Origin of the sequence: Xanthobacter sp. 91, from assembly GCF_000702385.1 — a bacterium.
GTDB lineage: Bacteria > Pseudomonadota > Alphaproteobacteria > Rhizobiales > Xanthobacteraceae > Xanthobacter > Xanthobacter aminoxidans.
Map to the genome: position 1 here is coordinate 2,244,715 of NZ_JNIB01000001.1, position 17,509 is coordinate 2,262,223.

Here is a 17,509-nt window from a genome sequence, read left to right on the forward strand (position 1 = left end):
GCCCCATGCTGTCAAGCGGGGAAAATCCCGGCGAGGACGGGATTTTCCGGCTGTCCACCGTTCCGCGTCACATCCCTTTCGGTCCGGCCGTGCGCTGGCCTCTCAGCACCACGTAGATGGCCGGGATGACCAGCACGGTCAACGCCGTGGACGAGGCGAGGCCGAACAGCAGGGAGATGGCGAGGCCCTGGAAGATCGGGTCCGTCAGGATCACCGCCGCGCCGATCATCGCCGCCAAAGCGGTGAGGAGGATGGGCTTGAACCGGATGGCGCCCGCTTCCAGCAACACTTCCTCGAGCGGACGGCCGGGTGTGCGGGCGTGGCGGATGAAGTCCACGAGCAGGATGGAGTTGCGCACGATGATGCCGGCCAAGGCGATGAAGCCGATCATGGAAGTGGCCGAGAAGGGCGCGCCGAACAGCCAGTGGCCGGTCATTATTCCTATGAATGTCAATGGGATAGGCGTCAGGATGACAAGCGGCAGCTTGAACGAGCCGAACTGCGCCACCACCAGGATGTAGATGCCGAGGATGGCGACGATGAAGGCGCCGCCCATGTCCCGGAACGTCACCCACGTCACCTCCCATTCGCCGTCCCACAGGAGGGTCGGCTTCGCCTCGTCGGAGGGCTGGCCGTGGAGGGCGATGACAGGCTTGGGCAGGTCGCCGAAATCCATGTTTTCCAAGGCTTTGGACACAGCCATCATGCCATAGACGGGGGCCTCGTAGGCGCCGGCGAGGTCGGCCGTGACCATCTCGGCGGGTCGGCCGTTGTGGCGGAAGATGGGGAAGGAGGCGGGTTCGCGGACGACGCGGACCACGTCGCCCAGTTCCACCACCCCGCGCCCGCCGGGCAGGGCGTTGGCAGGCACGGGCGTCGCCAGGGTGCGCTCGTCTACAGCCTTGTTTCCCTTTGACATTTCGAGCCGGATCGGGATCGGCGCCCGGCCGCCGCCGCGGTGGGAATAGCCCAGGGTGCCGCCGGCGAAGATACCGCGGATGGCGTCGTACACATCCCCTTGTTCCACCTTGTAGAATTCGAGGTTGTCCTGGTCGATGGCCAGGCGGACGCGCTCCCCGGGGGTGCCGAAGCTGTCGTCCACGTCCACGATAAAGGGAACACTTTCAAAGGCTTGGCGCACCTTCCGGGCGACTGCGCGGCGGGTGTCCGGGTCGGGGCCGTAGATTTCGGCGAGGAGGGTCGCGAGCACCGGCGGGCCGGGGGGGGGCTCCACCACCTTGAGTGACGAGCCCGGCGGAAGTGCGATTGATTTCAATCGGTTACGGACGTCGAGCGCGATCTCGTGGCTGGTGCGGGAGCGCTCGCCCTTCTCCTTCAGGTTGATCTGGATGTCGCCCTGCTTGGGGGCGGCCCGGAGGCCGTAGTGGCGCACCAAACCGTTGAAATTAAAGGGCGCGGCGGTGCCGGCATGGGTCTGGAAGGAAACCGACTCCGGCAGGTCCGAGAGCGCGTTCACCATGGCATTCAGGGTGGAATCGGTGCGTTCCACAGGGGTGTCAGCCGGCATGTCCAGAATGACGGCCAGTTCGGTCTTGTTGTCGAACGGAAGCAGCTTCACCGTCACCGCGTGGGTGTAGAAGAGGCTGAGGGAGGCGAGGGTCGCCACCCCCACGGTGGCGAGGAAGGCACCCGAGCGGGCGCGGGACGCGAGGATGGGGCGGGCCACCCTGACATAGAAGCGCCCCAGCCGGCCGCCGTCGGCGGCTTCGCCATGGTCGCCGCCATGGGTGCCGCCATCACCGTGCCCCGCCCGGCCGGCGATCCTGAGCATCAGCCAGGGGGTGAGGACGACGGCGACGAAGAAGGAGAAGACCATCGCCGCCGAGGCGTTGGCCGGGATGGGGCTCATGTAGGGGCCCATCATGCCGGAGACGAACAGCATGGGAAGCAGCGCCGCCACCACGGTCAGCGTCGCGACGATGGTGGGATTGCCCACCTCGGCCACCGCGTCGATGGCGCCCTGCGCGCGGGAACGCCCGTCCTTCATGGCCCAGTGGCGGGCGATGTTCTCGATGACGACGATGGCGTCGTCCACCAGGATGCCGATGGAGAAGATGAGCGCGAACAGGCTCACGCGGTTCAGCGTGTAGCCCATGAGGCGGGCGGCGAAGAGGGTGAGCAGGATGGTGGTGGGGATGACCACCGCCACCACCAGCGCCTCGCGCCAGCCGATGGCGAAGCCCACCAGCACGACAATGGAGACGGTGGCGAGGCCGAGGTGCAGCAGCAGCTCGTTGGCCTTCTCGTTGGCGCTCTCGCCGTAATTGCGGGTGACCTTCACCTCCACGTCGGCGGGGAGGGTGGAGCCGTTTGCCGCCTTGATCTGGTTGAGCACCTCCTCGGCGATGACCACCGCATTGGTGCCGGGGCGCTTGGCGATGGCCAGCGACACCGCCGGGCGCCGGGTGAGGCCATCCGGCCCCTTCTCGATATGGGTGACGTAGTGCTCGGCCGGCTGGGTGGCGAGGGTCACGTTCGCCACGTCGCGCACATAGACCGGGCGCCCGTCGCGGGAGGTGAGGAGGATGCCGCCGATCTCGGAAGGGGTCTGCAGCGTCTGGCCGGCGACGAGGGTGCGCTGGCCATTGGCCTCGCGCACGGTGCCGGTGTTGAAGGTGCGGTTGGCGCCTTCCAGCTTGCCCTGCAACTGGGCAAGCGTGATGCCGTAGAGGGAGAGGCGCTCGGGATCGGGCGCGACGCGGATCTCTTCCGGCTGCTCGCCCACGATGTAGGTGAGGCCGATGTCGGGCAGCTTGGAGATGTCGGCCTGAAGCTCCCGCGCGACGCGGGTGAGGTCGTTGGCGGTCCAGCGGCTCGCGGCTTCGGGCTTGGGCACGAGGGTGAGCACGAGGATGGCCACGTCGTCGATGGAGCGGCCGACGATCAGCGGCTCGGTGATGCCCACCGGGATGCGGTCGAGATTGGCCCGCACCTTCTCGTGCACGCGCAGGATGGCGGCATCCGGGCTGGTGCCGGTGAGGAAGCGCGCGGTGACGACCACGCCGTCGTCCTCGGTCTGCGAATAGACGTGCTCCACCCCGTCGATGGCCTTGACGATGGTTTCCAGCGGCTCGGTGACGAGCTTCACCGCATCCTCGGCCTTCAGCCCCTGGGCCGAGACTCGGATGTCCACCATGGGCACGGAAATCTGCGGCTCCTCCTCGCGCGGCAAAGTGACGAGCGCGATGAGGCCGAAGGCGAAGGCCGCGAGCAGCAGCAGCGGCGTCAAAGGCGAAGCGATGAAGGTGCGCGTCAGCACGCCGGCGATGCCGAGGGGGCGGGTCTCGCCCGAATGGGTCTCGCCCGAATGGGGCACGCCGTGGGAGGTCTCGCTCATGGTCAGCGCCCCGCCGCGGAGATCACGTCCCCGTCCTTGAGGCCGGTGAGAATTTCCACCCGCTCGCCATCATCGCCGGCAAACCGCTCGCCGAGGATGACGGGCACGTCGAGCGGCCCGCCTGCGGTGGCCAGCGTCACATAATCGATGCCGTGCTGGGTCCGGATGAGGGCGGCCGGGACCGCCAGCACCGCGCGCTTGCCGATCTCCACCCACACCAGCGTGCGCTCGTTGACGAAGTAGTTGCCGAGATCGTTCACCTCCACGTCGGCCATGACGCGGCCGGCGGAAATCTCCGGATAGACCTTCACGATGCGGCCCGGCCGGGCGGTGGCGGGAGAGCCGGCCTTGTCCTGCGAGATGCCGCGCTCGCCGATGCGCACCGTGCCGCCCTCGCGGATGGAGGCGGCGTGACGCTCCGGCAAGGAGAGCCTGAGGTAATAGGGGCCCGAGGCGACGCGGGCGATCTCGTCGCCGGCCAGCACCACGCTGCCGGGCGTCACCGGAACGGTGAGGACGCGGCCGTCGGCGGGCGCGATCACGGCGCCCTCGCGGGCACGCTGGAGCACCACCGCGCGGTCGGCCTGCGAGGCCGTGACCTGGTTGGTGGCGACATCGAACTGGGTCTTTGCCGTATCGAGCCGCGCCTGGCTGGCGACGCCGCGGGCGACGAGCTGCTGGGCGCGATCCAGTTCGATCTTCGCATTGTCGAGCTGGGAGGTCAGCTCCTTGATCCTGGCGTCGGCGGCATTGAGAGAGAGGGCGTTCTTGTCGTCCACCACCAGGGCGATCTCGTCGCCCTCCTTCACCTTGTCGCCTTCAGAGACGGTGACGGAACGAACTGTGCCGCCGATGCGGGCGCGGGCGGGCACCACGGTGCGGCTCTTGACCTCGCCGAAGACGCCCTTCAGCTCCGGCACCTCCACGTTGCGCACGGTGAAATCGGCGGCGCGGGCGGTGCCGGGGAAGGCGCCATACGCAGGCAAAAGGGCAGCCATCGCCACCGCGAAGGCCGCGGCGGGCGGGATGAAGCGCAGGGACATGGTGGCTCTCTCTGCCCGGCCTCGCGCCGGGCGGGGGTCAGATCAGGGAGTTCAGGTGAAGGCGACGCCGGGCTTCACGCCCAGCTTCTTCAAGAGGATGGCCGCCGGGCAGAAGCCGGTGACGGACGCCTGCATCAGGTTCGCGCCCACGAAGGCCGTGAGCCAGAAGAAATAGGGTGACACCGTGAGGCCGAGGCCGAGCGAGGCCAGCACCATGAAACCCGCAAACATCATGACGATGCGATCGACAGACATTATCCTGCTCCCGAGATCCTGCTTCGTTGAGGCGCTCTTTCGGGCGTCCCTTCCGTGCGGGGCGTCCCGCGTTGCCATTGCATCTAACATTCGATTATCATAAATTCAAGACTATGAATGTTGTCGAGATGATCCCCGCTTCGGAGCGGGCCGCCGAACTGATGCGCAGCCTGTCCCACCCGCAGCGCCTGCTGGTTCTGTGCGCGCTGGTGGACGGCGAGAAATCCGTCGCGCAGCTGCGCGACGAACTCGCCATCGAGCAGGTGCCCATGTCGCAGCAACTCATGCGGCTGAGGTCGGATGGGCTGGTGGAGGCACGTCGCGAAGGCACCAGCGTGTTCTATCGCATCGCGCGCGAGGAGGTGCTGGCGGTGATCGCCGCGCTGCACAAGGCGTTCTGCCCGAACCGGGTGGAGTGCTGAGGGGAGAGCGCGGCGCGGACCGGATGCGTCGCCGAGGGACACAGACCGCTCTCGCGTCCCGGACGCCTGCAGCGGAGCGGAAGGCGAGCCGGGACCCAGCGCAAGAGACCGCCGCAGGCGCTTCCATGCCTGAACATCCCAGGGCATTGCCCGCTGCGCGGTGCTTTTGCGCTGGGCCCCGGATCAGCGCTCCGGCTGCGCCGTCGCTTGTCCGGGGAACGGCGCTCATTCACGCCGGCCGCCACACCGCCGTGCGCTTGATCTCCATATCCTCCAGCTCCCGCGTCACCGGAACCGAGTATTCCGCGAGCTTTACCAGCCGGTCCTTGGGCAGGTAGGTGCGGCCGGGATCGCCGATGAGCACGGTGGCGCCGCGCGCGGCGAGGGCGAGGAGCCAGGCGAACACCTTCTCCGAAAGATCGCGCTCATAGGCGATGTCGCCGGCGAGCACCGTGTCCCAGCCGTCATCCCGCCCGATGTGGTCGTCCTGCACGGGGGAGAGGGCGACGCCGTTCGCCGCCCCGTTCAGCGCGATGGCCGCCACCGCGAAGGGGTCGATGTCGGCGCAGGTGACGGAGGTCGCCCCCGCCTTCATGGCAGCGATGCCCACCAGCCCCGAGCCGGAGGCGAAATCCAGCACGCTTTTGCCGCGCACCGTCTCTGGATGGTCCAGCACATGCCGGGCGAGGGCCTGCCCGCCGGCCCAGGCGAAGGCCCAGAAGGGCGGCGGCAGGCCGAGTTCGCCCAGCTCCTCCTCCGTGCGATGCCAGATGGGCACCGCCTCGTCGGCCACGTGCAGCGAGACTTCCGGCACCAGCGGCACCGGGCGCAGGCGCGTCTCGGCGCGGATGAAGGCGTTCGGGTCGGTGATGGGGCGGCTCACCCCTTGATGCCGCCCATGGCGCACACGAGGGCCCATTCCTCGTCCGTCACCGGCTGCACCGAGAGGCGGGAGAATTTCATCAGCGCCATCTCGGAAAGGCGCGGCTCGGCCTTCACGGCGGCGAGGGTGACGGGGGTCTTCAGCGGCTTCACCGCCTTGATGTCCACCATCACGAACTTGCCGGTGGGGTCGGAGGGGTCCGGGTAGGCCTCCTTGATGACCTCGACGATGCCGACGATCTCCTTGCCCTCGTTGGAATGGTAGAAGAAGCCGGTGTCGCCGATCTTCATGGCGAGCATCTGCTGCTTGGCGAGGTGGTTGCGCACCCCGTCCCAGTGGGTGCCCTTGGCCCCCGCCTTCACCTGCATCTCCCAGGACCATTTGAAGGGTTCGGACTTGTAGAGCCAGTGGGCCATGGCAATGCTCGCGTTCGCAATCGATGGTTCGGATGTGCCGTCTCCGGCCTTGCTTGGCAAGGCATGATGGCAAGGATTGCGTGTTGCGGCCGAGGGATTAATGTCCGCCGCCGGCGGCGCGGACGGGCGCCGCACCACGAGGAAACGCACCATGGTCTATGAGATTGCCACGCTCGACATCAAGGAAGGGTCCGAAGCCGCCTTCGAGGCGGCGGCGAAGGAGGCGGCGCCCTATTTCCAGAAGTCGCGCGGCTGCCGCGGGATGGCGCTGGAGCGCTGCGTGGAGACGCCCTCGCGCTATTACCTCGTGGTCACCTGGGACAGCGTGGAGGACCACATGGTCCACTTCCGCAATTCCCCCGAATTCCAGGAATGGCGCCGCCTCGCCGGCCCCCACTTCGCCAATCCGCCGTCCGTGGAGCACACCAGCGTGACGGCCACCTACTTCTGATCGCGTTCCCGCCCCCTCCGGCAGGGGGCGGGACCCCTACGCAGTTTCCCGGACTTGTCGGCTATTCCCGATCGTACATAGCTTGTTCCATCTCAATGCTCCGGCGCATGCCCTTTGTCAGCGTGCCGGATCGCCCGTTTGGGGCGCGACGCATTTTTGGAGGCTTGCCGTGGCGATCGCTTCCGGGACGGACCCCGCGTCCGATGGTCCTGCCGCCTTTTTCCGTGCCCAGCATGCCGCGTTCGGCGCGACCCTCGGCGCCCATGCGGGCTCGGCCGCGCTCGTCGACCGCATCTGGATGCAGGCCTTCTCCAGCTACGAGCACAACGTAACGGAACAGACGAAGGATCTGCCGCCGCTCGCCTGCCACAAGGGATGCGGCACCTGCTGCCGCATCCAGGTGGCGGCCACCATGCCCGAGGTGCTGATGGTGGCGCGCTATGTCCGCACCATGGCCGAGGGCTTCCGCAAGGTGGGCATTGACCTTCCCGCCCGCCTCGCCGCCGCGCAGGCCACCGCGCCCGCCGCCTCCGGCACCATGGCGCTGGGCGGGGAATGCCCGTTCCTCGCCGAGGGCATCTGCGTGATCTATCCGGTGCGCCCGCTGGCCTGCCGCGGCCACGTCTCCTTCGATGCGGAGGCGTGCATCGCCGCGCTGGAAGGCGAGGCGGACGAGGTGCCGGTCTCCGAATCCCATCGCACGGTGCGGGCGCTGGTGCAGGGGGCGCTGCAATCGGCCCTGCGGGATGCCGGCAAGCCGTGGGCGCTCTACGACCTGCTCGGCGCCCTGCGCATCGCGCTCGCCCACCCCGACGCCGAGGCCGCCTTCCGCGCCGGCGAGGATGTGCTGGACCCCGCCATCATCGCTCATGTGAGCCGCGAGGAGATGGGCCGCACCTTCGACCGGCTGAAGGCCTGAAGCCCGCGCGGCGTCTGAGCGAGACGGCCCATAAAGCCCGCGCGGCGCCTGAGCGAAGGCAGCGAACAAAGCCCGCGCGACTTCATCCCCCTGTCATCTCCCGCCTTGTGCGGGCGATCCACCGAGCCGCCAGAAGAGTGCCCGGCCTGCGAGAACCGGACGCGCGGATGGGTGGATCCCCCGGACGAGCCGGGGGATGACGCTTGTGAAGGGGCGATGACGGCGTGAACACCGAGCCGGGGGATGACGGCTGTGAGAGGCGGCACGGGCTCCGGCCTCCCCCTTTCGCTCACTCCGCCCTTTGCGGCCGGGCCATCAGCGCCTCGATGGCGCCGTCGATGCCGAGGCGGCCGGCGAGCACCGCGTCCACGGCGGCGCTGACGGGAACGTCCACGCCCTTGGCCGCCGCCATCTCCACCAGCACGCTGGCGGTGAAGGCGCCTTCCGCCAGCTTTCCCGCGCCCGCCTCGCCCGCCCCCAGCGCGCGGCCGAAGGCGAAGTTGCGCGATTGCGGGCCGGAGGTGGTGAGGATCAGGTCGCCGAGGCCGGAGAGGCCGGTGATGGTCTCCGGCCGGGCGCCATAGGCGGCGCCGAAGCGCATGAGTTCGGCGAAGCCCCGCGCCACCAGGGCGGCGGCGGCGCTCGCCCCCAGCCGGCGGCCGGCGACGATGCCGGCGGCAATGGCCAGCACATTCTTCGCCGCCCCGCCGATCTCGGCGCCGCGCACGTCGGTGGAGTGGTAGAGCCGCAGCGTGGAGGAGCCCAGCGCCTGCGCGAGATCCTTCGCCAGTGCGCCGTCGCCCGCCGCCAGCGTCACCGCCGTGGGCAGGCCGGCCGCCACGTCGGTGGCGAAGCTCGGGCCGGAGAGCACGGCGGGGCGGGCGCCGGGCAGGGCCTCGGCGATCACCTCGCTCATGAAGGCGCGGGTGCCGCGCTCGATGCCCTTGGCGCAGCAGATGACGGGCAGTCCCGCCGGCACGCGGGCGCCGAGATGCCCCAGCGCCTCCCGGCAGGCCTGCGCCGGCACCACCAGCAGCACGGCGTCGCAATCGGCGATCAAATCGAGGTCGGAGACGGGGAAGACGGCGGGATCAAGCGCGATGCCCGGCAAATCCGCCCGGTTCTCGCGGATGGCCGCCATGTCGGCCATGGCCCCGGCATCGCGCCCCCACAGCACCACCTCGCGGCCGGCGCGGGCGGCGGCATTGGCGAGGGCGGTGCCCCAGGCACCCGCGCCCATCACGCCGATGCGGCGAAAGCTGGAACCCGACACCGTGTCAGGCCCGCGCGGTGGCGGAGGCGGCGGCCGCCGGATCGAGCGGCCAGCGGGCGCGCGGGCTCACGTCGAGCCGGTCCCGGATGCCCCGGGCGAGCCGTTCGGCCCCGGCCCAGGCGATCATGGCGCCATTGTCGGTGCACAGCACCGGGGCCGGCATGGCAAAGCGGGTGTTCAGCTCCGCCGCCACCTTGGCGAGGCTCTCGCGGATCATGCCGTTGGCGGCGACGCCGCCGGCCACCACCAGCGCGGTGGGGCCGCGCCCCAGCCGGTCGCGGAAGGCGCGGGCGCCGGCGCGCACGCGGTCGGCGATGAGGTCCACCACTGCCGCCTGGAAGCTGGCGCACAGATCCGCCACGTCCTCGTCCGAGAGCGGGGCGAGGCGGTCCGCCTCCAGCCGCACCGCGGTCTTGAGGCCGGAAAGGGAGAAATCGGGCTCGCGCCGCCCCATGAGCGGGCGCGGGAAGGCGAAGCGGGCGGAATAGCCGTGCTTGGCCTGCTCTTCCACCTGCGGGCCGCCCGGATAGGGCAGGCTCAGCATCTTCGCCACCTTGTCGAAGGCCTCGCCCACCGCATCGTCCAAAGTGGTGCCAAGGCGGGTGTATTTGCCCACATCCTCGATGGCGAGAAGCTGGGTGTGCCCGCCGGAGACGAGGAGGAGGAGATAGGGGAAGGCGACGCCATCGGTGAGGCGGGCGGTGAGGGCGTGGGCTTCCAGATGGTTCACCGCCACCAGCGGCTTCTTCGCCGCCAGCGCGATGGCCTTGGCGGTGGTGAGGCCGACGATGACCCCGCCGATGAGGCCCGGACCGGCCGCCGCCGCGATGCCGGAAAGCTCGGAATAATCCACGCCCGCCTGCCGCATGGCCTCGGCGATCACATGGTCCAGCACCTCCACATGGGCGCGCGCCGCGATCTCCGGCACCACGCCGCCATAGGGCGAATGGATTTCCACCTGCGAGCGAATGACGTTGGAGCGGATGTCCGACGCGCCCGAGGGCGAGCGCGTCACCACCGCGGCCGACGTCTCGTCGCACGTGGTCTCGATGCCGAGCACCATGAGATCGGGCAAACTCACATCCTCCCAGGCTATTGCGCGCCGCCATTGCGCTGCGCCGCAACGCCGCCTATCCCGTTTCGAATCCCTCGCGCATTCTACGCATCCCTGAACGAGAATACGAAATTGGAAGAAATGTCCGGCGGAAAATCCCCTGTTCTGCGCATCGGCACCCGTGGCAGCCCGCTTGCCCTGTGGCAGGCCCATGCGGTGCAGGCGGCCCTGGCTGAGGCGCTGAACGTCGCGCCGGCCGAGGTCGCCGTCGAGGTCATCCGCACCACGGGCGACCAGATCCAGGACCGGGCGTTGTCCGAGGCCGGCGGCAAGGGGCTCTTCACCAAAGAGCTGGAGGAAGCGCTGCTGGATGGTCGCGTCGACCTCGCCGTGCATTCCGCCAAGGATGTGGCCACCTTCCTGCCCGAGGGCCTGCACCTCGCCGGCTACCTGCCGCGCGCCGACGTGCGTGATGCGCTGATCCTGAAATCCGGCGCCGGCCTCGCCGATCTTCCGGCCGGCGCGCGGGTGGGCACCGCCTCGCTCCGGCGGGAGGCGCAATTGCGGCGCCTGCGGCCGGACCTCAAGGTCGAATTGCTGCGGGGCAATGTCCACACCCGCCTCGCCCGGGTGCGGGACGGGGATTTCGACGGCACGCTTCTCGCCCTCGCCGGCCTCACCCGGCTCGGCCTCGCCGACGTGGCGAGCGCGGTGCTGGCGACATCGGAGTTTCTGCCGGCGGTGGGGCAGGGGGCCGTGGCCATCGAATGCCGCGTCAATGACCCCGCCACCAATGTCGCCATCGCCGCCATCGCCTGCCGCGACACCGGCATCGCGCTGGCCGCCGAGCGCGCGTTCCTGACCGCGCTTGATGGCTCCTGCCGCACCCCCATCGCCGGTCTCGCCCGGGTGGAGGGCGACCAGGTGCGCCTCTCCGGCCTCGTCATGACGCCCGATGGGGCGGATGCGGCGGAGGCGTCCGGCGCGGCACCCATTGCCGATGCAGCAGCCCTCGGCACCGCGCTGGGCACCGAGCTGCGCGCCAGCGCCCCGGCGAGAGCGCTGGGATTGTGAGTTTCCGGTGCGGCCCTTTCGGTCGCGCCGGAGTTCGGGTTTCGGGCGCGGCTTCCGCCGCGTCCGGTGTTTTTCGGCGCGGCAGGTGTCGCGTCGGCCGTTGTTCTGCCCCGTTCTTCCGCTCGATTGATTCTTCAGATGCATGTTCTCGTCACAAGGCCGCTGCCCGCGGCGAACCAGACCGCCAAGCGTCTTAAGGCGCTGGGGCATGACGTGACCGTCGATCCCATGCTGCGGATCGCCCCCACCACGACACCATTGCCGGACCGCCCGTTCGATGCGGTGGCCTTTACCTCCATCAACGGGGTGACGGCCTTCGCCGCCCACCCGGACGGCAAGCGCTTCCTGCATCTGCCGGCCTTCGCGGTGGGGCCGCGCACGGCCAAGGAGGCCCGCGCCATCGGCTTTGCCAGCGTCACCGACTGCGACGGCGATGCCTCGGCGCTGGCCGGGCGCATCGCGGCGGTGCTCCCGTCCGGCGCGCGGGTGCTGAACCCGGCGGGGGAGGACCGCGCCGCCGATCTCGCCAGCCTGCTCGCCGCCCCCGGCATCTCGCTCGACCTCGCCATCGTCTATGCCGCCGAACCGGCCGATGCGCTGAGCGAAGAGGCCCGCGCGGCGCTGGCGAGCGGAACCGTTAAGGCCGCGCTGCACTTCTCCCAGCGGACGGTGAAGACGCTGCTCAGGTGCGTCGAAGGCGCGGGGCTTAACGACGCGTTGACCGGTGTGAGGGAACTGTGCCTTTCCGAGCAGGTGGCCGAGCCGTTCGTTCGCAAGGGTCTGGCGGTGGAGGTCGCCGCCGCGCCCAATGAGGACGCGCTGTTCGCGCTGCTGTGACGCGGCTGTGAGGGACGGGGGCGGGCGCCGCGGTTGCGGCCCGGCCCCGGCCGGTCTATCCCGGTCCCGAAGACGGGTCCGAACCCAATAGGGAGGCACGAGCGACGCCGATGGCCACCAATACGCCGGCGAGCGACGATCCGAAGGCGGAGAACTTCTCCTCCCGACCGCCCCGCACCCCGCCCACGCTCGATCTGAAGGCGCAGGAGATCGCGTCCGAGCCCAAGCCGGCCGCTCCGGCGGCCCAGAAGCCCGCGGCCGGCGCCGCGCCGGCCGAGGCGGCCAAAGGCCCTGGTACCGGCCCGAGCACCGGCGCGCCCGCAGGCGACGCGACCGCCAAAGACGCGCCCGGCAAAAGCGCAGCGTCCAGCGCTGCGGCCGGAAAGAGCGCCGAGCAGGTCGCGGAGACCGAGGTGCGCAAGGAGGCCGAAGCCGCGGCTGAAGCCAAGAGTGACGCCCCCACCCCGTCCCAGCCGGCTCCGGAAGCCCCCCGCAAGGGTGGCGGCGGCACCGTGTTCGCGGCGCTGATCGCCGGCCTCATCGGCGGTGGCGCGGCGGCCGGCGGGCTCTGGTATGCCTTGCCGATCCTCTATCCCCCGGCCCCGGTGGCCGCGCCCAAGGTGGACCTCTCGCCGCTCCAGTCGCGCATCGCCGCGCTGGAGGCCCGGCCGGCCGTCGATCCCCGGGCCATCGCAGCCCTCTCCGAGCGACTCGATCGCGACGAGGCCGCGCTGAAGGCGGTGCAGGAGGCCCTTGCGGGGCTGAAGGCCGCCCCGGCCTCCGCGGCGCCGGCCACATCTGCTGCGCCCGCCATCCCCCCGGCGCTTGTGAAAAGCGTGGACGATCTCAAGACCGCCGCCGAGCAGGGCCGCGAGGCGCTGGCCGCCCTGCGCCGCGACGTGGATGCGCTGAAGGGCAGCGACAGTGCCCTGCGCACGGCGGTCGCCGCCGCCACCACCGGCACCCGCGAGGCGGGCGCGAAGGTGGAGGCGCTGGCCCCGCAGGTGCAGGCGCTCATCGGCGCCACCCAGTCGCTCGCTCCGCAGGTGCAGGCCCTCGCCACCCAGACCCAGGCCCTCGGGCCGCAGGTGCAGGGGCTGGAGAAGCAGGCCGAGGCCATCGGCCCCCGCTTCGATGCGCTGAAGAAGCAGATCGAGGAGGCGAGCGCCGCCGCGACCCAGTTCAACCGCACGGCGTCCAGCCTCGTGGTGGTCGCCGCCTTCCGCGATGCGGTGGTCTCCGGCCGCCCCTTCGCCGCGGAACTCGCCGCCGCCCGCGCCACGCTCGGCGCGAGTGCCGGCCAGCTCGACGCCTTCGCCGCGGCGGCCGAGAAGGGCTTCGCGCCCTCCGCCGCGCTCGCCGCCCGCCTCGCCCAGGAAGGCGCCGCCGCCCTCGGCGCCGCCGCGCCCGCCCCGGCGAATGCCGGGGCCTCGCTGATGGACCGGCTGATGTCCTCGGCCGAAAACCTCGTGAAGGTGCGCCCCGCCACCGGCCCCGGCTCGGTGGATTCGGAAGGGCTCCTCGGCACGGCCGTCACCCAGGTGCGCGCCGGCCAGCTCGACGAGGCCCTGAAGACGTTGAAACAGCTGCCCGACAGCGTGCAGCAGCGCCTCGCCGTCCTCCGCGACATCGAGGCGCGGGCCGCCGCGGTCAAGGCCGCCGGATCTCTCTTCCAGCAGCAGCTGGCTGCCATTTCGGGGAAGGTGCCGTGATCCGCCTCGTCCTGCTCCTAATCCTTCTCGCCGCCGCCGCCTTCGGCGTCTCCTGGCTCGCCGACCGGCCGGGCGAGATCGCCGTGGTGTGGGAGGGCTGGCGGGTGGAAACCACCGTGCCGGTGGCCCTCGCGGTCATCGCTGTGGTCTCCGGCGTGCTGCTGCTGCTGTGGCGGCTGCTCTCGCTGCTCGTCCGCTCGCCCAAGCTGATCGCCGCCTTTTCCCGCCGTCGCAAGCGCGAGAAGGGCTGGCAGGCGGTGTCGCGCGGCCTGCTCGCGGTGGGCATCGGCGACAACGCCGCCGTCCGGCAGGCGCGCCATGACGCCGCGCGGCTCCTGCCGCACGAGCCGCTGACCCATCTCCTCACGGCCCAGGCGGCCCAGCTCGACGGCAAGCCGGAAGTGGCCATCGCCGCCTTCCGCGCCATGGTGGACGATCCCTCCACCCGCCTGCTCGGCCTGCGCGGGCTGCACATGGAAGCCCGCAAGGCCGGCGACAAGGCCGCCGCCTATGCCATCGCCGAGGAGGCCGCGTCCGCCGCCCCGACGCTCGGCTGGGCTGCCGATGCGGTGATCGAGGCGCGCTGCGCCGCCGGGGACTATGCCGGCGCCCGCACGGTTCTCGAACGCCAGATGGCGCAGAAGGGCATCGACAAGGCCCAGTACAAGCGCCGCCGCGCCGTGCTGCTCGCCGCCGAGGCCATCGCGCTGGAACAGACCGACCCGCTGGTCGCCCGCGAGAAGGCGGTGGAGGCGGTGCGCCTCGCCCCCACTCTTGTGCCCGCCGCCGCCTGCGCCGGCCGCCTGCTGGGCGCCGCCGGGGAATTGCGCAAGGCGGCGAAGATCGTCGAGACGGCGTTCGCCGCCAACCCGCACCCGGAACTCGCCGACGTGGAGGCCTATCTGCGCCCCGGCGATGCGGCCCTCGACCGGCTCAAGCGCATCCGCACCCTCGCCAACAAGGCGCCGTCCCAGCGGGAAAGCGCCATCGCGCTCGCCCGTGCGGCCATCGATGCGCAGGAATTCCGCCAGGCCCGCCTCGTGTTGGAGCCGCTGCTGGACGATCCCAGCCAGCGCGTCTGCCTGCTGATGGCGGAGCTGGAAGCGGCCGAGCATGCCGATATCGGCAAGGCCCGCGAGTGGACCGCCCGTGCCGTGCGGGCTAACCGCGATCCCGCCTGGATCGCTGATGGCGTCGTCTCCGACCGCTGGGCGCCGGTGTCGCCGGTGTCCGGCCGGCTCGACGCCTTCGTGTGGGAGGTACCGCCCGGCGTCTCCGCGACCCCGATCCTGGAGCACGAGGCCGAGCGGGTGAAGGCGGCCATTGCCGCCGTCCGCGCCAGCGAGGACGCCAAGATCGCCGAGCAGAAGAAGATCGCGGAGCAGAAGCTCGCCGAGGAGAAGCTGGCCGAGCTGAAGGCCGTGGAGACGAAGGCGGCGGAGACTGCTGCGGCGGAGGCTGCCACCTCCGGAGCGGCGGTTGTGGTGGCCGAGGCGCCCGTGCCGCCTGAGCCCGTCGCCGCCGGTGCGACCCCCGTATCGAAAATCACCGCCCCCAAGACGCCCGATCCCAAGGCCGGCAAGGCCGCGGAGCCGGTGCCGGTCATCCTCGCCCCGCCCGCCGGCAATGGCGCGGACAGTGCCCGCGCCCGGGCGAGGCAGAACGGCAAGCCCGAGACCGGCAGGCCCGAGAACGCAAAGAAGGCCGACGCCATCGTCGCTTTACCGCCCCTGCCGGATGATCCCGGCCCCGAGGCGGACGCGACGGAGGAGCCGGACCCAACCTCCAAGTCCCGCCGCCTGATGGGGCTCTGAGCGCCGCTGAAGACGATCCCGCCGGTTTCCCTCCTCCCCCTCGCGGGAGAAGGGCGCGCAAGGCGGCCGTTGGGTGTCCCGGCGCGACCCTAATCGCGCCTTCGCCTTGTGGCCGCCCCGCGCCGATGCTATGCGGCGCGGATGACCGCCAGCGCCCAGAAGCACATCCGCAACTTCTCCATCGTCGCCCATATCGACCACGGGAAGTCGACCCTCGCCGACCGCCTGATCCAGATCACCGGCGGGCTCTCCGAGCGCGAGATGACGGAGCAGGTGCTCGACAGCATGGATATCGAGCGCGAGCGCGGCATCACCATCAAGGCGCAGACGGTCCGCCTCTCCTACAAGGCGCACGACGGCGAGACCTACGTCCTCAACCTCATCGACACCCCCGGGCACGTGGATTTCGCCTACGAGGTGAACCGTTCGCTCGCCGCCGTGGAGGGTTCGCTGCTGGTGGTGGACGCCTCCCAGGGCGTGGAGGCGCAGACGCTCGCCAACGTCTACCAGGCCATCGACAACAACCACGACATCGTGCCGGTCCTCAACAAGGTGGACCTGCCCGCCGCCGAGCCGGAGAAGGTGAAGGCGCAGATCGAGGACGTGATCGGCCTCGACGCGTCGGACGCCATCGGCATCTCCGCCAAGACCGGCCTCAACGTCGATCAGGTGCTGGAAGCCATCGTCACCCGCCTGCCGCCCCCCATGGGCGACCGCGATGCGCCGCTGAAGGCGCTGCTGGTGGACAGCTGGTACGACACCTATCTCGGCGTCGTGGTGCTGGTGCGCATCATCGACGGCGTGCTCAAGAAGGGCCAGCGCATCAAGATGATGGCCGCCGACGCCACCTATGACGTGGACCGGGTGGGCGTGTTCACCCCCAAGATGGTGGTGCTGAACGAGCTGGGACCGGGCGAGATCGGCTTCCTCAACGGCTCCATCAAGGAAGTGGCGGACACCCGCGTCGGCGACACCATCACCGAGGAAAAGCGCCCCTGCGCGGAGATGCTGCCGGGCTTCAAGCCGGCGCAGCCGGTGGTGTTCTGCGGCCTGTTCCCGGTGGATGCGGCCCAGTTCGAGGATCTGCGCGCCGCCATGGGCAAGCTGCGTCTCAACGACGCCAGCTTCTCCTTCGAGATGGAGACCTCGGCCGCGCTCGGCTTCGGCTTCCGCTGCGGCTTCCTCGGGCTTTTGCACCTGGAGATCATCCAGGAGCGGCTGGAGCGCGAGTTCAACCTCGATCTCATCGCCACCGCCCCCTCGGTCATCTACCAGATCGAGATGACGGACGGCACGACCATCGACCTGCACAACCCGGCCGACATGCCGGACGTGGTGAAGATCGAGGAGATCCACGAGCCGTGGATCCGCGCCACCATCCTCACCCCGGACGATTATCTCGGCAGCGTGCTCAAGCTGTGCCAGGACCGGCGCGGCAACCAGATCGAGCTCACCTATGTGGGCGCGCGCGCCATGGTCACCTATGACCTGCCGCTGAACGAGGTGGTGTTCGATTTCTACGACCGGCTGAAGTCCATCTCCAAGGGCTACGCCTCGTTCGACTACCAGATCACCGAATACCGCCCCGGCGACCTCGTGAAGATGTCCATCCTCGTCAATGCCGAGCCGGTGGACGCCCTCTCCATGCTGGTCCACCGCACGCGGGCCGAGGCGCGCGGCCGGGTGATGTGCGAGAAGCTGAAGGATCTCATCCCCCAGCACCTCTTCAACATCCCTATCCAGGCCGCCATCGGCGCCAAGATCATCGCCCGCGAGACCATCAAGGCCCTGCGCAAGGACGTGACCGCCAAGTGCTACGGCGGCGACATCACCAGAAAGCGCAAGCTTCTGGACAAGCAGAAGGAAGGCAAGAAGAAGATGCGCCAGTTCGGCAAGGTGGAGATTCCGCAGGAAGCCTTCATCGCCGCCCTGAAGATGGACGAGTGAGGCGGAGCCGGCGGCCTCTTATCCACCTCGGGCGAATCGCGTATGTTCTCT

At 70.1% G+C, this 17,509-nt stretch carries 15 protein-coding genes; 8 read left to right on the forward strand and 7 right to left on the reverse strand.

Annotation, left to right across the window (positions count from 1 at the left end; translation table 11 throughout):
- Positions 1 to 67 precede the first annotated feature (67 nt).
- From A37E_RS0110630 to A37E_RS0110640, 3 genes are read right to left on the reverse strand one after another with little or no spacing between them, the layout of a single operon-like run.
- A complete protein-coding gene (locus tag A37E_RS0110630) occupies positions 68 to 3,358 on the reverse strand; it encodes an efflux RND transporter permease subunit (RefSeq protein WP_081837543.1) in 3,291 nt (1,096 codons plus the stop codon).
- A 2-nt stretch (positions 3,359 to 3,360) separates the two neighbouring features.
- Positions 3,361 to 4,401: an efflux RND transporter periplasmic adaptor subunit gene (locus A37E_RS0110635; protein WP_348550878.1), complete on the reverse strand. Its 1,041-nt coding sequence runs from the start codon at positions 4,399 to 4,401 to the stop codon at positions 3,361 to 3,363.
- 51 nt (positions 4,402 to 4,452) lie between these two features.
- Positions 4,453 to 4,656: a DUF2892 domain-containing protein gene (locus A37E_RS0110640; protein ID WP_024281123.1), complete on the reverse strand. Its 204-nt coding sequence runs from the start codon at positions 4,654 to 4,656 to the stop codon at positions 4,453 to 4,455.
- 128 nt (positions 4,657 to 4,784) lie between these two features.
- Here A37E_RS0110640 and A37E_RS0110645 point away from each other — a divergent pair, with 128 nt between their 5' ends.
- Positions 4,785 to 5,078, forward strand: coding sequence for a metalloregulator ArsR/SmtB family transcription factor (locus tag A37E_RS0110645; protein ID WP_029877678.1), 294 nt, complete (start codon positions 4,785 to 4,787; stop codon positions 5,076 to 5,078).
- 229 nt (positions 5,079 to 5,307) lie between these two features.
- Here the strand turns inward: A37E_RS0110645 and A37E_RS0110650 are convergent, their stop codons facing one another.
- Together A37E_RS0110650 and A37E_RS0110655 are read right to left on the reverse strand one after the other, a co-directional pair.
- The gene (locus A37E_RS0110650) at positions 5,308 to 5,997 is read right to left on the reverse strand and encodes a methyltransferase (protein ID WP_051678934.1); all 690 of its coding nucleotides are present in this window, start codon (positions 5,995 to 5,997) and stop codon (positions 5,308 to 5,310) included.
- Positions 5,958 to 6,377: an EVE domain-containing protein gene (locus tag A37E_RS0110655; RefSeq protein WP_029556569.1), complete on the reverse strand. Its 420-nt coding sequence runs from the start codon at positions 6,375 to 6,377 to the stop codon at positions 5,958 to 5,960. The genes A37E_RS0110650 and A37E_RS0110655 overlap by 40 nt, the downstream gene beginning before the upstream one ends.
- A gap of 151 nt (positions 6,378 to 6,528) precedes the next feature.
- Between A37E_RS0110655 and A37E_RS0110660 the strand changes: the two genes are divergently transcribed.
- Both A37E_RS0110660 and A37E_RS0110665 read left to right on the forward strand, forming a co-directional pair.
- Positions 6,529 to 6,828: an antibiotic biosynthesis monooxygenase gene (locus A37E_RS0110660; protein WP_029556570.1), complete on the forward strand. Its 300-nt coding sequence runs from the start codon at positions 6,529 to 6,531 to the stop codon at positions 6,826 to 6,828.
- A gap of 169 nt (positions 6,829 to 6,997) precedes the next feature.
- A complete protein-coding gene (locus A37E_RS0110665) occupies positions 6,998 to 7,747 on the forward strand; it encodes a YkgJ family cysteine cluster protein (RefSeq protein WP_197022957.1) in 750 nt (249 codons plus the stop codon).
- A gap of 289 nt (positions 7,748 to 8,036) precedes the next feature.
- Here the strand turns inward: A37E_RS0110665 and A37E_RS0110670 are convergent, their stop codons facing one another.
- The gene (locus tag A37E_RS0110670) at positions 8,037 to 9,020 is read right to left on the reverse strand and encodes an NAD(P)H-dependent glycerol-3-phosphate dehydrogenase (protein ID WP_280938441.1); all 984 of its coding nucleotides are present in this window, start codon (positions 9,018 to 9,020) and stop codon (positions 8,037 to 8,039) included.
- Between the two features lie 4 nt (positions 9,021 to 9,024).
- Positions 9,025 to 10,083 carry a tRNA (adenosine(37)-N6)-threonylcarbamoyltransferase complex transferase subunit TsaD gene (gene tsaD, locus A37E_RS0110675; RefSeq protein WP_029556573.1) on the reverse strand — a complete coding sequence of 353 codons (1,059 nt, stop codon included), beginning with the start codon at positions 10,081 to 10,083 and terminating at the stop codon, positions 9,025 to 9,027.
- Positions 10,084 to 10,215: 132 nt separating this feature from the next.
- On the opposite strand from tsaD, the gene hemC reads away from it, so the two are divergent.
- The 5 genes from hemC (at position 10,216) to lepA (ending at position 17,458) form a co-directional block, all read left to right on the forward strand.
- The gene (gene hemC / locus A37E_RS0110680; protein WP_029556574.1) at positions 10,216 to 11,148 is read left to right on the forward strand and encodes a hydroxymethylbilane synthase; all 933 of its coding nucleotides are present in this window, start codon (positions 10,216 to 10,218) and stop codon (positions 11,146 to 11,148) included.
- Between the two features lie 138 nt (positions 11,149 to 11,286).
- A complete protein-coding gene (locus A37E_RS0110685) occupies positions 11,287 to 11,985 on the forward strand; it encodes a uroporphyrinogen-III synthase (RefSeq protein ID WP_029556575.1) in 699 nt (232 codons plus the stop codon).
- Positions 11,986 to 12,095: 110 nt separating this feature from the next.
- A complete protein-coding gene (locus A37E_RS0110690) occupies positions 12,096 to 13,697 on the forward strand; it encodes a hypothetical protein (protein WP_029556576.1) in 1,602 nt (533 codons plus the stop codon).
- Positions 13,694 to 15,511 (forward strand): heme biosynthesis HemY N-terminal domain-containing protein, encoded by a 1,818-nt coding sequence (locus A37E_RS0110695; RefSeq protein WP_029556577.1) that lies wholly within the window; start codon positions 13,694 to 13,696, stop codon positions 15,509 to 15,511. Before A37E_RS0110690 ends, A37E_RS0110695 begins: the two co-directional genes overlap by 4 nt.
- 141 nt (positions 15,512 to 15,652) lie before the next feature.
- A complete protein-coding gene (gene lepA / locus A37E_RS0110700; protein WP_029556578.1) occupies positions 15,653 to 17,458 on the forward strand; it encodes a translation elongation factor 4 in 1,806 nt (601 codons plus the stop codon).
- The last annotated feature ends 51 nt before the right edge of the window (positions 17,459 to 17,509 follow it).

Bases quoted from the DNA above. Each gene is read 5' to 3' on its own strand.
- A37E_RS0110685 (WP_029556575.1), top strand. From the start codon at position 11,287: ATGCATGTTCTCGTCACAAGGCCGCTGCCCGCGGCGAACCAGACCGCC.
- A37E_RS0110635 (WP_348550878.1), bottom strand. From the start codon at position 4,401: ATGTCCCTGCGCTTCATCCCGCCCGCCGCGGCCTTCGCGGTGGCGATG.
- hemC (WP_029556574.1), top strand. From the start codon at position 10,216: ATGTCCGGCGGAAAATCCCCTGTTCTGCGCATCGGCACCCGTGGCAGC.
- A37E_RS0110690 (WP_029556576.1), top strand. From the start codon at position 12,096: ATGGCCACCAATACGCCGGCGAGCGACGATCCGAAGGCGGAGAACTTC.
- tsaD (WP_029556573.1), bottom strand. From the start codon at position 10,083: ATGGTGCTCGGCATCGAGACCACGTGCGACGAGACGTCGGCCGCGGTG.
- lepA (WP_029556578.1), top strand. From the start codon at position 15,653: ATGACCGCCAGCGCCCAGAAGCACATCCGCAACTTCTCCATCGTCGCC.
- A37E_RS0110655 (WP_029556569.1), bottom strand. From the start codon at position 6,377: ATGGCCCACTGGCTCTACAAGTCCGAACCCTTCAAATGGTCCTGGGAG.
- A37E_RS0110645 (WP_029877678.1), top strand. From the start codon at position 4,785: ATGATCCCCGCTTCGGAGCGGGCCGCCGAACTGATGCGCAGCCTGTCC.
- A37E_RS0110630 (WP_081837543.1), bottom strand. From the start codon at position 3,358: ATGAGCGAGACCTCCCACGGCGTGCCCCATTCGGGCGAGACCCATTCG.
- A37E_RS0110640 (WP_024281123.1), bottom strand. From the start codon at position 4,656: ATGTCTGTCGATCGCATCGTCATGATGTTTGCGGGTTTCATGGTGCTG.
- A37E_RS0110660 (WP_029556570.1), top strand. From the start codon at position 6,529: ATGGTCTATGAGATTGCCACGCTCGACATCAAGGAAGGGTCCGAAGCC.
- A37E_RS0110650 (WP_051678934.1), bottom strand. From the start codon at position 5,997: ATGGGCCCTCGTGTGCGCCATGGGCGGCATCAAGGGGTGAGCCGCCCC.